This window comes from Flavobacterium sp. GNP001 (assembly GCF_054343775.1).
In genome coordinates this window covers 248,880-263,166 of record NZ_JBTGUX010000001.1, presented here as the reverse complement: position 1 = coordinate 263,166, position 14,287 = coordinate 248,880, and the positions used below count along the sequence as shown (strand labels likewise).

15 protein-coding genes are annotated in these 14,287 nt (G+C 36.5%); 9 read left to right on the top strand and 6 right to left on the bottom strand.

The window, feature by feature from the left end:
• Window positions 1-75 precede the first annotated feature (75 nt).
• From ACXX8U_RS01000 to ACXX8U_RS00985, 4 genes are all read right to left on the bottom strand, one after another.
• Window positions 76-606, bottom strand: coding sequence for an inorganic diphosphatase (locus tag ACXX8U_RS01000; RefSeq protein WP_086453321.1), 531 nt, complete (start codon window positions 604-606; stop codon window positions 76-78).
• A gap of 100 nt (window positions 607-706) precedes the next feature.
• Window positions 707-1,315 carry a DNA-3-methyladenine glycosylase family protein gene (locus tag ACXX8U_RS00995; protein WP_458564229.1) on the bottom strand — a complete coding sequence of 203 codons (609 nt, stop codon included), beginning with the start codon at window positions 1,313-1,315 and terminating at the stop codon, window positions 707-709.
• A gap of 93 nt (window positions 1,316-1,408) precedes the next feature.
• Entirely contained in the window at window positions 1,409-3,892 is a 2,484-nt protein-coding gene (locus ACXX8U_RS00990) for a DUF5686 and carboxypeptidase-like regulatory domain-containing protein (RefSeq protein WP_458564228.1), read from the bottom strand.
• A gap of 133 nt (window positions 3,893-4,025) precedes the next feature.
• Window positions 4,026-5,006: a pyruvate dehydrogenase complex E1 component subunit beta gene (locus tag ACXX8U_RS00985; protein ID WP_458564227.1), complete on the bottom strand. Its 981-nt coding sequence runs from the start codon at window positions 5,004-5,006 to the stop codon at window positions 4,026-4,028.
• Window positions 5,007-5,295: 289 nt separating this feature from the next.
• On the opposite strand from ACXX8U_RS00985, the gene ACXX8U_RS00980 reads away from it, so the two are divergent.
• From ACXX8U_RS00980 to ACXX8U_RS00960, 5 genes are all read left to right on the top strand, one after another.
• Window positions 5,296-6,042, top strand: a complete 747-nt coding sequence (locus tag ACXX8U_RS00980) for an electron transfer flavoprotein subunit beta/FixA family protein (RefSeq protein WP_458564226.1) — start codon at window positions 5,296-5,298, stop codon at window positions 6,040-6,042.
• 74 nt (window positions 6,043-6,116) lie between these two features.
• Window positions 6,117-7,082, top strand: a complete 966-nt coding sequence (locus ACXX8U_RS00975; protein WP_210790855.1) for an electron transfer flavoprotein subunit alpha/FixB family protein — start codon at window positions 6,117-6,119, stop codon at window positions 7,080-7,082.
• Between the two features lie 146 nt (window positions 7,083-7,228).
• A complete protein-coding gene (locus ACXX8U_RS00970; protein WP_458564225.1) occupies window positions 7,229-7,852 on the top strand; it encodes a bifunctional nuclease family protein in 624 nt (207 codons plus the stop codon).
• A gap of 112 nt (window positions 7,853-7,964) precedes the next feature.
• Window positions 7,965-9,248: a metal-dependent hydrolase family protein gene (locus ACXX8U_RS00965; protein WP_458564224.1), complete on the top strand. Its 1,284-nt coding sequence runs from the start codon at window positions 7,965-7,967 to the stop codon at window positions 9,246-9,248.
• A gap of 21 nt (window positions 9,249-9,269) precedes the next feature.
• Complete coding sequence (locus ACXX8U_RS00960) at window positions 9,270-10,094, top strand: thymidylate synthase (protein WP_458564223.1); 825 nt, start codon at window positions 9,270-9,272, stop codon at window positions 10,092-10,094.
• 24 nt (window positions 10,095-10,118) lie between these two features.
• On the opposite strand, the gene ACXX8U_RS00955 is transcribed toward ACXX8U_RS00960, so the two are convergent.
• Window positions 10,119-10,415 carry an isoamylase early set domain-containing protein gene (locus ACXX8U_RS00955; RefSeq protein WP_458564222.1) on the bottom strand — a complete coding sequence of 99 codons (297 nt, stop codon included), beginning with the start codon at window positions 10,413-10,415 and terminating at the stop codon, window positions 10,119-10,121.
• Between the two features lie 238 nt (window positions 10,416-10,653).
• Here ACXX8U_RS00955 and ACXX8U_RS00950 point away from each other — a divergent pair, with 238 nt between their 5' ends.
• The 4 genes from ACXX8U_RS00950 to porT all read left to right on the top strand — a co-directional run bounded on the left by ACXX8U_RS00950 (window position 10,654) and on the right by porT (window position 13,503).
• Complete coding sequence (locus tag ACXX8U_RS00950) at window positions 10,654-10,986, top strand: 2TM domain-containing protein (protein ID WP_458564221.1); 333 nt, start codon at window positions 10,654-10,656, stop codon at window positions 10,984-10,986.
• Window positions 10,987-10,999: 13 nt separating this feature from the next.
• The gene (locus tag ACXX8U_RS00945; protein ID WP_458564220.1) at window positions 11,000-11,485 is read left to right on the top strand and encodes a dihydrofolate reductase; all 486 of its coding nucleotides are present in this window, start codon (window positions 11,000-11,002) and stop codon (window positions 11,483-11,485) included.
• A 568-nt stretch (window positions 11,486-12,053) separates the two neighbouring features.
• Complete coding sequence (gene ubiE / locus ACXX8U_RS00940) at window positions 12,054-12,785, top strand: bifunctional demethylmenaquinone methyltransferase/2-methoxy-6-polyprenyl-1,4-benzoquinol methylase UbiE (protein ID WP_210790863.1); 732 nt, start codon at window positions 12,054-12,056, stop codon at window positions 12,783-12,785.
• Window position 12,786: 1 nt separating this feature from the next.
• Entirely contained in the window at window positions 12,787-13,503 is a 717-nt protein-coding gene (gene porT / locus ACXX8U_RS00935) for a type IX secretion/gliding motility protein PorT/SprT (protein WP_458564219.1), read from the top strand.
• Between the two features lie 35 nt (window positions 13,504-13,538).
• Here the strand turns inward: porT and ACXX8U_RS00930 are convergent, their stop codons facing one another.
• Window positions 13,539-14,264, bottom strand: coding sequence for a TrmH family RNA methyltransferase (locus ACXX8U_RS00930; RefSeq protein WP_458564218.1), 726 nt, complete (start codon window positions 14,262-14,264; stop codon window positions 13,539-13,541).
• Window positions 14,265-14,287: the final 23 nt, after the last annotated feature.

Here is a 14,287-nt window from a genome sequence, read left to right as displayed (position 1 = left end):
ACCAAACGAATTTAAGCAAAAAAAGCAATACTCCAGACGGAATATTGCTTTTTTTACATTTATTATGCTAAATTATTACTTAATGCTAAATAAACCTTCTGGTTTGTTTTCGATAGCATTAAAGCGTTCTGTACATTCTTTGATGATAGCGTAGGCTTCATTTACATCTCCCCAACCTTCAACATCTACTTTTTTGTTTTCAAGATCTTTGTACACTTGAAAGAAGTGCTCGATCTCTTTTAATAAGTGAGGATTGATATCAGAAAGGTTTTCTAATGAATTCCAGATTGGATCAGAAACCGGTACACAGATTACTTTTTCGTCTGGTCCTTTGTCATCCGCCATGTGAAAAACTCCAATTGGCTTTACTTCCATTACGCAACCAGGAAAAGTAGGCTCGTTTACCAAAACCAATACATCTAATGGGTCACCATCTAATGCTAAAGTTTCAGGAATAAATCCGTAATCAGCAGGATACATCATTGAAGAGAACAACATTCTATCAAAACGCATTCTTTTTATTTCGAAATCATATTCGTATTTATTTCTACTTCCTCTTGGTATTTCGATTAAAACATCGAAAGTCGTTACTTTGTCTGCAGTCATTTTATTTTTCTTATCTATAAATTATGGTGCAAAAGTAATCAAACGCTGCGTTTTTGCAATAAAAAAACCTAGCTAACTGTAAATTAAACGCATAAAAAATTTAATACTGATAGGTAATTGTTCGGTTGCGCTTGTTTAAGTAATAATGCCAAAGCAAATAGGTAGCAAAAGAGCGATACGGACTCCATTGCATAGCCAATTCTGTCATTTGTTCCTTGCTCTCCAATTGCCATAATTCTTGAATGGTTCGCACTACGGCAACATCACCTAAGGGTAATAAATCTGGGGCTTGCAGGCAAAACATCAGGTAAATATCAATGGTCCAATTACCAATTCCCTTAATTTTAACTAATTCGTGGCGTACTTGCTCCGCACTTTTGTGAGGTAAGGTTTCGAGTTGTAACTCTTGGCTTTCAATGGCTGTTGCCAATGCCTTGATGTAACTGGCTTTTTGTCGGCTTACACCCAAAGCGCGGTATTGCTCTTCAGAAATGGCAATTAAAATACTAGGATAAAATTGCCCCACATGTTCGCGTAGGCGCAAAAAAGTAGCTTTGGCAGATGCAATTGAAACTTGTTGTTCTAATAACAATAATACCAAAGTCTCAAAACCTTGAGGTCTTGATGGCCGTTCAGGCAAACCGTATTTATCAATTATGGATTGAAAAATAGGATCTTTTTGTGTTAAAAATTCAAATGCTGTTTTCATTGTACTCGCGTTCTAGCCCGGATGGAAATGGCATCTTTTTTTGTGGGCTTTTTTTGCTCACAAAAAAGATATAATGCACAGCCGGATTAGCTCCTAAAAGTTAAAACCAAAAGCGCCTTTAATTGTAAATCGGTTGGTATCTGGCGTATTGAGATAATTGCCTCGCCATGCGAAATCGATGCGGAATACCTTGAAGATATTTCCAATTCCAGCACTGTATTCCCAATAGCCTCGTTCTGGAGCGTTGTAGACCAAGCCCGAAGCATTCATGGCTCTGTTTTGATCAGAAACCGAACCGTAAACTCCGCGAACGGCGATGATTTCTCTCCAATTGAGTTTTCGCATGAACGGAATTCTAGCAAAAATACGTCCGTTAAAGTTATGATTCCATTGCAAAGTCATATACTCATCTGAAACAAACTCGTAAAAATTAAGGTTGCTAAAAGTATTTTCGATGGTGAAATACGTTTGGTTTCCTGGAATTACACTGAGTAAGCCGAGTGGCACTTTACCAAAAGTTTTACCGACTTCCATGATTAAATTGGTGCGCCCCAATGGCCCGATCACAATAGGCTGCTTGAAGTACAATTGCAATTTATCGTATTGAAAATCGCTATCCAACAAACCTTTGAAACCATGGCTGTAATTAACAAAGAAACGACTGTACGGACTATCAACTACATCGCGTTCTACCCCAAAACCAATTGTCTTACGTTTTGGTGAAAACTCAATTTGAAGATTGGCTTCAGATTGTTTGACATCACTTTTGGTAATTTGGTTGCTAGCATCTGTAAAATAATCCAAACTAAAAGTTGGCGAAGCCGACTCCAATGTGCGATACGAAACACCTGCTTGAAAAACTAAATTCTTGACCGGCTCCATCTCGACAGCGAGGTTCGTTAAGTTAATATTGGTCAACTTACCATTACTTCCCGAGGAGAAAACGGCCGATGACGCAAAACTTCTACCCAAAACATCATTAGTTGTAGTTAAACTAGCGCCTATTTGTTCAATATCACGACGATTGCCACCCGATATAATTAAACGATTTTTTTTGTCGACCATCCATTTTCCAGATAAACCGTATTTTACTTTGTTATCATCAAAACCGTAGGCAGTATACGCCTGCAAGCGCCATGGGTCGTTAGCACCAAAATAAGTTCTACCACCAGCACGCAAGCGCACACCTTCGACTTCATTGTACCCGAAACTAGAAAATACGGGACCAAAATCGAAGTTCTTGAATTCGACATAGCCGCTACCTAAAATGGAGACCAGGCTATAGAGTCGTTTGAATTTCTTGACGGTTTGCAAAGTATCGAGCATTTTGTAAACACCCAGCTCGTCTTTACTTAAATTCTCGAAGCGGTTTTCATCCCAATATTCATCGGGTTTGTTGTAAACTTCGTCATCCCGATAATTGACCTCGTCTTTATAAAAAGTTTGGGGCAATTGTTTATTGAATTGATGGTTCCTGAAATAGGTAGTTCGTTTGCCATAAACCCCTTTGGAATTTTCTTTTTTATTGAGTGCAAAGTCCGACATCAAATAATCCTTCGTTAGCAGAAAAACCGAGTCGCTCACTACTTCAAACTCTTGCTCTAAATAGATATCTTTTACCCAGTTGATGTTGGCACTCTTTGTCACTGCCATATTGATTTTTTTAATGGCGTAAGTAGAATCATTTACCCAAAAATCGCCTTTAAAGGTAAGTTCGTTTTTACGACGCGGGTAAAATACAATATTAAAACACCATTTTTTGTCAATGTACGCACTGTCTTTTAGGACATAGTTGTATACATCAATACCCGTGCGTGAGAGCGGGCTGGTAAAACTCTTATCAAAAAAAGTGAGGTAGTTGTTGTAAATATTATAATCAGAATACAAATCCTTAACGAAGGACAAAATTTGCTGATTGCCATTAAAACCAGAAGTTTTATTAGCCTTCATTTTTTCTTTGACTTTTTTGATAGTGTTGTCACCGTACACATCAGCCAATGATTCGTTGATAAAAATAGGAAGATAGGTTTTTCCGGTAACGCGCGAAGTATCTACTTGGTTGAAGATAAACTCCATGCCTTTGAATATTTTACTTTTCATGAAAGCACTATCAATAGAATTCATGTCAAATTCTACTTTTTCATACTTCTCCATTTGGTACTGATCAAATTGATACAAACCGTTCTTGCGCTTGCGTTCCCAAATTTTGCGTAAAATATCGAGCGCTGGATTGTTCTTTTTCGAGGTTTTACCAGTAAAAACAACCACTTCATTTAAACTTTCGGCTTCTTTAAGTTGAATAACGAAATTATAAGTAACCGCTTTCTCTAGTGTTATTTCTTTCTCAGAAAATCCCACCGACGAAATCACAATTACAGAATAATTCGATGCCGACTCTAAGTAAAACTTCCCGTCTTCATTTGTTACAATACCTTCACTAGAGCCTTTGAAAACTACATTAGCAAACGGAATAGGTTGATTTTGTTTATCAACTACCACACCACTCACTTTGGTTTGCGACCAAGACACGGCTGTAAAAGCCATAAAAACCAATACCAACAAAAAAATCTTTTTCATACTCAATCAAAAAAAAACTTCACCAACTTAAACAATTGATGAAGTTTCAAATATAGTTAATTTAAGCCTTTAGCAGCGTGGACATTACCCAAAGCCATGTTAAAGTTTCTAGGCAAATCCCGTTAGCAATAGCTTATTTCTTGTACATAACTTTTTTAACTACTTTCACAACATCTGCAGCATTAGGCAACCACTCTTTCAATAAAACTGGAGAATAAGGCGCAGGAGTATCTGCCGTTGTGATACGCTGAATTGGAGCATCTAAGAAATCAAATGCACGCTCTTGAACGATATAAGTAATTTCAGAAGCAACACTTGCAAAAGGCCAAGCCTCTTCAAGTACTACTAAACGATTTGTTTTTTTAACCGAAGTTAAAATCGTCTCGTAATCCATCGGACGTACTGTTCTTAAATCTATAATTTCACAAGAGATACCTTCTTTAGCCAATTCATCAGCAGCAATATGAGCTTCTTTGATAATTTTTCCAAAAGAAACAATCGTTACATCAGTACCTTCACGTTTGATATCAGCAACTCCCAACGGAATAACATATTCACCGTCTGGTACTTCACCTTTGTCACCATACATTTGCTCTGACTCCATAAAAATAACTGGGTCATTGTCACGAATAGCCGCTTTCAACAAACCTTTTGCATCATAAACAGTAGATGGAACTACTACTTTTAATCCAGGTGTATTAGCAAACCAATTTTCTAAAGCTTGAGAGTGTGTCGCTCCTAGTTGACCTGCCGAAGCTGTTGGTCCACGAAAAACGATTGGCACATTAAATTGACCACCACTCATTTGACGCATTTTTGCCGCGTTATTGATAATTTGATCAATACCTACCAAACAAAAGTTAAACGTCATGTATTCTACAATTGGTCTACAGCCGTTCATTGCTGATCCAACTGCAATTCCTGAAAATCCTAACTCAGCAATAGGAGTGTCAATTACTCTTTTTTCACCAAACTCAGCAAGCATTCCTTTAGACGCCTTGTAAGCACCATTATATTCAGCAACTTCCTCGCCCATCAAGTAAATCGACTCGTCGTGACGCATTTCTTCACTCATCGCTTCGCAAATCGCCTCTCTAAATTGTATCGTTCTCATATTATATGTTGTATGTGTCTAATTTTCGAAAGCAAAAATAAATATTTTATATCACTTAAAAGCATAAAATAAACTAAATTAATTCAAGATTTGTGGGGTAATTTCCAGGAGCTTTTTCCGGCTATCCGCTGTATCTTCCTGTGCCTAAAGGCAGCACAGGAAGGATGCCGCTTCTATCCGGGCTACGAAATCGATGTAAATTTGAAAAAATATTATGCACGCATAGTATATTATTCGAATTTATATTTTAAATTTGTAAAAGAAATTAAGAATACTTAAATACATACTTATGAAAATATTAGTTTGCATCAGTCACGTGCCTGATACTACATCAAAAATTAACTTTGTCAATGGCGATTCAGAGTTTGACACAAACGGTGTTCAATATGTAATTAACCCAAATGACGAATTTGGTTTAACACGTGCTATTTGGTTTCAAGAACAACAAGGAGCAAATGTAACTGTGGTAAACGTAGGTGGTCCAGATACTGAGCCTACTTTACGTAAAGCCCTTGCAATAGGAGCAAACGAAGCAATTCGTGTAAACGCTACTCCCACTGACGGATTTTTTGTAGCAAAACAATTAGCCGAAGTAATTAAAAACGGAGCATACGACCTAGTAATTGCCGGAAAAGAATCACTAGACTACAACGGCGGAATGGTGCCGGGAATGATCGCTGGAATTTTAGGATTCAACTTCTTGAACTCTTGCGTTAGCCTTACCGTTGAAGGAACAAGTGTAAAAGCTGTTCGTGAAATTGACGGAGGTAAAGAAACAGTAGCTACTAGCCTACCATTAATTATTGGTGGACAAAAAGGTTTGGTTGAAGAAAAAGACCTTCGTATTCCTAACATGAGAGGAATTATGACAGCTCGTACTAAAGCTTTAACTATCCTTGAGCCAGTTGACGCTAACGTAAATACTACGGCTGTTAAATTTGAAAAACCAGCTCCAAAATCAGCAGTAAAATTAGTATCTGCAGATAATTTAGATGAGTTAATCAATTTATTACACAACGAAGCAAAAGTAATCTAGTAATCAGTTTACAGTCACAGTTTACAGTTGCTCAACTTTAAACTTCAAACTTTAAACTTTAAACAAAAAATAATATGTCAATATTAATATACGCGGAATACGCAGAAGGAAAATTTAAAAAAGTAGCTTTTGAGCTCGCTTCATACGCAAAAAAAGTAGCTGAGACTCTTGGTACAACCGTTACTGCTGTTACCATCAATGCTGGTGACGTTTCAGAATTAGCGCAATACGGAGTAGACAAAGTATTAAAAGTAACCAATGATAAACTTGCAGGCTTTACTGCTAAAGCTTATGCTGATGTGATCAAACAAGCTGCTGCACAAGAAAATGCAAAATTGGTAGTTTTATCATCTACAACAGATAGTATTTACTTATCATCATTAGTAGCAGTAGCATTGGAGGCAGGTTATGCTTCAAACGTGGTTGGCTTACCAATATCAACAGCTCCATTTCAAGTAAAAAGAACTGCTTTTTCAAACAAAGCTTTCAACATTACAGAAATCAGTACAGATGTTAAAGTGATTGGTTTAGCTAAAAACTCATACGGAATTTACGAATCAGCTGTTGCTTTAACTCAAGAAGACTTCAATCCTACAATAGGAGATAATGACTTTGGTGTAAAAGTAGAATCAGTTGAAAAAGCATCTGGAAAAGTTTCAATTGCCGATGCTGACATCGTAGTTTCGGCTGGTCGAGGATTAAAAGGTCCAGAAAACTGGGGCATGGTAGAAGAATTAGCTACAACTCTAGGAGCAGCAACTGCTTGTTCTAAACCAGTTTCTGACTTAGGATGGAGACCTCACGGAGAACACGTAGGACAAACAGGAAAACCAGTTGCAACCAATTTATATATTGCTATCGGGATTTCAGGAGCTATTCAGCACATTGCAGGAATCAACTCTTCCAAAGTAAAAGTAGTAATCAATAGCGATCCAGAAGCTCCTTTCTTTAAAGTGGCAGACTACGGAATCGTAGGTGATGCTTTCGAAATTGTACCACAATTGATTGAAAAATTCAAAGCTTTCAAAGCGCAGAATTAAAAAGATTCCACAATCATACATTCATTTTAATGCTACTTAAAACAAGATATTTGTATCTTTGCTTTTGAGTAGCATTTTTATTTTTACAGAAATGAACTCGGAAATTTATTAAAAAGAAGTACTCGTACTTTTCCAGACCCACAAATATGAGTTTAGTTAAATTATCGATTAAAGGAATTTCATACAGCCAAACCCAAAACGGAGCGTACGCATTGATCTTAAATGAGGTTGATGGAGAACGAAAATTGCCTATTGTTATCGGTGCTTTCGAAGCCCAATCTATCGCCATTGCTTTAGAAAAAGAGATCAAACCACCGCGCCCTTTGACACATGATTTGTTTAAAAATTTTGCAGAGCGATTTGATATAGTGGTAAAACAAGTCATCATTCACAAATTGGTTGACGGTGTTTTTTACTCTAGTATTATTTGCGAAAGAGATAAAATCGAAGAAATTATTGATGCGCGCACTTCAGATGCCATCGCATTGGCTCTCCGATTTAAAGCGCCAATTTTTACGTACAAAAACATTTTAGATAAAGCAGGTATCCACTTAAAAACGAATCCAAATGACGGGACTAAAGACCCACAGGATTTAGACGAAGTATTATCAAACCCTGAAACATTTGGACATACTGAAGAAAGTAATACTGCAGGCGAAACGTACTCAAAACACAGTATTCAAGAACTGAATGAACTTTTAGATCAAGCTGTTTCGGATGAAAATTATGAAAAAGCTGCCAAAATAAGAGACGAAATATCCAAACGTTAAATTTACCAACGTTTTACAATACCTTAAATGAAGACACCTATACTGATAAGTAAGTCTAGGTTCTTCATTTTTTTATATCTTTGGTTTTAAGCATGAACCAAACCAGAAAACCATGAAAATCAAAATACCCTTTTATATTGCTGCGCTGCTTTTGAGTGCCTCAGTATTTGCGCAAGATTATTACCTGCATTGCGGCAAAATCCTGAACACCCAAACTGGCAAAGAATCGAGCAACCAAACCATTGTCGTATCTAAAAATAAGATCGTCAAAATTCAAGATGGTTTTCAACCCAAAGCAAAAGCTACTGACGTTGAAGTTGACTTAAAAAACAAATATATCTTACCGGGATTAATCGACCTGCACGTTCATATTGAAGGAGAAAACAACACCAAAAGCTACCTATCAAAATATCTAGAAAACGAAGCCGACGTCGCTTTTCAAGCCGTTAGTTGTGCCGAAGTAACTCTATTAGCAGGTTTTACTACTGTTCGCGATTTAGGCGGAACAGGGGTAAATATCTCTGTTCGAAACGCAATTAACAAAGGAGTGGTAAAAGGTCCTCGTATTTTCACAGCAGGAAAAGCCATAGCAACCACTGGTGGCCACGCCGATCCTACAAATGGCAGCAACCGCAAACTAGTAGGCGATCCTGGTCCACACGAGGGCGTAATCAACTCACCTGAAGAAGCAGTAAAAGCTGTACGTGAACGTTACAAAGAAGGTGCCGATGTGATTAAAATTACTGCAACGGGTGGTGTATTGAGCGTTGCAAAAAATGGTAAAAACCCACAATTCACTCTAGAAGAAGTAAAAGCCATAACGGCAACCGCAAAAGATTACGGCATGCTAACCGCAGCTCATGCTCACGGTGACGAAGGAATGCAACGCGCTATTTTGGGCGGAATTAAAACCATTGAACACGGCACTTTTATGAGTGAAGAGACTATGGAACTCATGAAAAAATACGACAGTTACCTTGTTCCAACTTTAAGCGCTGGAAGAGAAGTAGAAAAAAATGCTGAAATTAGCGGTTATTATCCTGAAGTAGTGGTTCCAAAAGCCAAAGAAGTAGGACCTCAACTAAAAACTACTTTTTCAAAAGCGTATAAAAAAGGCGTAAAAATTGCCTTCGGAACCGATGCTGGTGTTTTTGCACACGGCAACAATGCAAAAGAATTTGGATACATGGTCGATGCAGGAATGCCAGCGCTAGCTTCAATTCAGTCGGCCACAATTACCAACGCATTATTATTGGGCATGGATACCGAACTTGGTCAAATTAAAGAATCATTTTTAGCCGATATTATTGCAGTTGATGAAAGTCCGCTAACGAATATCAAAACTCTAGAAAAAGTAGTCTTTGTTATGAAAGACGGTAAAATTTATAAAAAATAATTATCCTCAGAGCATTCACCAATGAAACAGTATACAGACCTAGTGCGACACGTAATGGAAAACGGTTGTCAAAAAGGAGATCGAACAGGAACAGGAACCAAAAGTGTTTTTGGATACCAAATGCGATTTGATTTAAACGAAGGATTCCCAATGGTGACCACCAAAAAACTGCATCTAAAATCAATTATTCATGAATTGTTGTGGTTTTTAAAAGGCGACACCAATATTAAGTACCTACAAGAACACGGTGTTAAAATTTGGGATGCTTGGGCGGATAGCAACGGAAATCTTGGTCCTGTGTACGGACACCAATGGCGCAATTGGAATAGTGAAGAAATTGACCAAATTGCTGATCTAATTCAGGAGCTAAAAACAAATCCAAATAGCCGAAGAATGTTGGTATCGGCCTGGAACCCATCGGTTTTACCAGATACAAAAACATCTTTTGAAGAAAATGTAGCCAATAACAAAGCTGCATTGCCTCCTTGCCACGCCTTTTTTCAGTTTTACGTTGCCGATGGCAAATTATCCTGCCAACTGTACCAGCGCAGTGCCGATATTTTCTTAGGAGTACCGTTTAACATTGCATCCTACGCCCTACTAACCATGATGATTGCTCAAGTTTGTGATTTAGAACCAGGTGAATTCATTCACACTTTTGGCGATGCGCATATTTACAATAATCATTTCGAACAACTCGAGTTACAGTTGTCTCGCGAGCCGAGACCGCTACCAAAAATGATTCTAAACCCTGCCATCAAAAATATTTTTGATTTCAGTTATGACGATTTTACTTTGGAAGGCTACGACCCACACCCAACCATAAAAGGTAGTGTAGCGGTTTAACCAAATAAAAAATGGTGTTTTAGATTAAACTACTAAAACACCATTTTCATTTCCTGCAAAAGTATTCCACTGAAAAGAATCTGCTTCGGGTTCATTAATATATTCTCCATCGATTATATATTTAAACTCGTATGTAGCATCTTTATTCAAATCAAGAACCGTTTTGAAGGTTCCGTTTTTTAACTTATTCATTGTACCTTGTTTAGGATCCCAATTATTAAAGTCCCCTACAACTGCAACTTGATCAGCTTGCTTAGCCTCAATCGAAAAAGTAACTTTGCAAACGGGTTTTGTTTTTACAAATTGTTTTTTAATGGCCATAACTATTTCATTTATAATTTACTATCACAAAGTAAGCAAAACAAAGTGAGCAAATTACAGCAAGACCATCGATTTAGCAACTTAAACAAAACACTCCCGCTTTTTAATCAATTATGTAATTTTAATTGCTTTAAATTTTTAAATCAAAATCAGAAATCGTTTTCATTACCAAGAATCCTATCTCAAGAATAGTGACTTTGCAAAATAAATTTTACCTTTATAATCTAAAAGTAGCGCAATGGAAAAAGAAATACACGAACAATACGAATATGCAAGACGCAGAATAAAACAAAAAAAACGTCTCTATTTTCATTTTGTAGTTTTTGTTTTAGGGAGTTTGCTCTTTTTTATAACCAGCCTCTTATCTGAAAATCTTCTAATTCAAAATTCGTATCTATACGTTATAACGCTATGGCTATTTTTATTCATTTTGCATTTTATTAAAGTCTTCATAACCGATCGTTTCATGAATAAAAACTGGGAACGAGACCAAATTGAAAGACTTGTTGCCTTGCAGCAAAAGAAAATCAAAGAACTCGAAACAAAAGTAGCAAACGACGAAATAATATAAGCCCACACCTGACATGATTATAATGATAGCGGCTGTTGCCGAAAACAATGCACTAGGCAAGAACAATGATCTATTATGGCATTTACCCAATGATTTTAAACGTTTTAAAGCCGTAACTACTGGGCACCACATTATCATGGGACGAAAAACATTTGAAAGTTTCCCCAAACCACTTCCTAACAGAACACATGTAATTATTACTCGCCAAAAAGATTATACAGCAGCCGGTTGCATTGTAGTTTCAAGTCTTGAAGAAGCCCTATCAGTATGTCCTGCTAATGAAGATGTGTTCATCATTGGTGGTGGCGAAATTTATAATTTGGCATTGCCAATAGCCGATAAACTGGACCTGACTAAAGTACATCACACCTTTGAAGCTGATGCCTATTTCCCAGAGATAGACCCAAAACAATGGAAACTTACGAACAGTGAACATTACAGCAAAGATGAAAAGCACCAATATGATTATAGTTTTGAGAGCTACGAAAGAATAGAGTAAAAAAAAACATCCCAATGAGGATGTTTTTTTTTAGAAGAAAGAGAGGGGAGCTACTCTTGAAAGAGTATTTGATAACATAAAATAAAAATTACAAGCACTAACAAACCACCAGAAATGGTCAGTATCATGTTTGAAGATCTTCGAGAATACATCTCAAAGAAGCCCTTAATACCAAATACCACGAAGGCACTAAAGACGAAAAAAATTAAAATTTCCAAAAACAAATTTAATCCTAAGAACGTATGTTGCGTTTGTACATGCAAACTGTTTTTTAAAGTCGCATGCTCAAAACCACTAACAAGAACAAACGAAATAAGAAACGCAATAATTATCCATTTGATTTGGCCCACCCACTCTTTTGTAATCATGTAATATAGATTCTTTCTTGAATTACAAATTTGTACATAATAAACAAGAGATACAATACCCACTTTTAGTGATATTTCAAAAATTTTTACTGCTAGTTTGTAGTTCCAAAAACTAACATTTCATAAATAAAATCCATTTCAAATAAGCAAAGCACACTGTAAATCTGCTGGTTTATCATATCTTTGTACAAATTAAAAACATGTCACAAAAGATCACTCCCTATAAAGACTCTGCTTTAGGCAAGAAAGAGCAAGTAGCTCAAATGTTCGATACCATTTCTGGAAATTACGATAATTTAAACCGCGTTATTTCATTTGGAATCGATATTAAATGGCGCAAAAAAGTATTGCAATTGGTAGCGCAATCCAATCCTGAAATCATTTTAGACATTGCTACTGGTACAGGCGATCTTGCAATATTGATGGCACAAACAAGTGCAAAAAAAATCATTGGTCTTGATATCTCAGCTGGTATGCTTGAGGTAGGCGTAAAAAAAATCGCTGAAAAAAAACTATCTAGTACTATAGAGATGGTCTTGGGTGACTCTGAGAAAATGCCTTTTGAAGACAATTACTTTGATGCCATAACTGTAGCGTTTGGCGTTCGTAATTTTGAAAATTTAGAAAAAGGTTTGGCTGAAATTTTACGTGTTTTAAAACCAAACGGTGTTTTTGTAATATTAGAGACTTCAGTGCCAGACAAAACGCCTTACAAACAAGGTTATCAATTTTACAGTAAAAACATCCTGCCTTTAGTCGGCAAACTGTTTTCTAAAGACAATGCAGCATACGGATATCTCTCTGAATCGGCAGCGGCATTTCCTTATGGAGAAGCTTTAAACAATATTTTACGAAAAACAGGGTTTATAGATGTTAAAGCCATGCCACAAACTTTTGGTGTAGCTACCATTTATTCTGCTTCTAAAAAGTAATATGAAAAAAGTATTTGCTATTCTGTTTTTTATTGGTATCAGTTCACTGAGCTATAGTCAGAAATCTCAAGGTATTTTTGGCAAGGATCCTATAATAAACCTTGAAAATTTTCAACAAAAAAAAATCTACTACGGATTTTATTTGGGGTTTAATAATTACGATTTCAAAATTGATTACAAAAGCCTCACTCAAGACATTCTAGTAAAAAAAACAACTGGGTTTAATGTTGGTATAATTGGTGATCTTCGATTACAAGAGTATATCAACTTACGCTTTGAGCCAGGATTGTATTACACCAAAAGAGACTTATATTATCCGCCCAATAGTGCTTTTGACTCACCAAGCGATGCGCTTCGTGAAGTGAATAGTACCTATATTCATTTTCCTCTCTTACTTAAATTCTCATCGCTACGCACTGGTAATGTGAGACCTTATGCTTTAGGAGGATTATCTGCTACTTTAAATTTATCAAGTAATGCCAAACTATCTGATGATAACTTCCAGCAACGTTTTAGGGTAAAATCTTGGACAACTAATTATGAGCTTGGCTTTGGTATCGATATTTTTTCGGAGTATTTTATTTTCTCTCCTTCAATTCGTGGCGTATTTGGCATTGGCGATGAACTCATCCGTGACAACGACCCCAATAGTCCTTGGACAGGAAATATTGATTCTTTAAAATCTAGAGCTGTTTTAATCAACTTTAGTTTCCATTAAGGCAAACTAAAACATATACTTTTCTGTTTAAACTCTTAACTTCTTCTGAATTCGCTTAAAATAATTGCAGTTGCAGTTGCTACGTTAAGGCTTTCTGTTTTTTGAAGGTCACCAAATCTAGGAATTGCCAAACGTTGCGTTACGCTATTTTCTATAGTCGAAGAAATTCCATTAGCTTCGTTACCCATAACGATAATACCACTTTGAGGTAAAGAGGTTTTATAGATAGAATCACCATCCATAAAAGTACCAAAAACCAGCAAATCAGTTCCTTTAATAAATTCATTCAAATCTAAGTAACTACAATTCACCCTGCCTAATGAACCCATTGTAGCCTGTACTACCTTTGGATTGTAGCTATCCACAGTTTCAGTAGAACAAATTAATTGCTTGATTCCAAACCAATCACATAAGCGTATAATTGTACCCAAATTACCGGGATCTCTGATGGCATCTAGCGCTACAATTAGACCGTGCTCTAAAATCGGTTTTGGTTTTGGTATTTTAAACAAAGCCAAACAAGAGTTAGGTGTTGCTAAAGCGGTCATTTTTTTTAAGTCGGCACCACTTATTTGAGTTCTTTTGTCAGCAGAAATTTTTTCAAAATCATCTTGTGTAGTGTACAAATGCTCCAATTCAAAGTTTGAATCCAGAAGTTCTTGAATGCCTTTTACGCCTTCGGCAAAAAATAATTGGTGCACTACTCTATATTTTTTTTGCTGCAAACTCGTTATAAGCTTTAATTGGTTTTTACTAACCATAAAAAAATGTACTTTTGAATTAA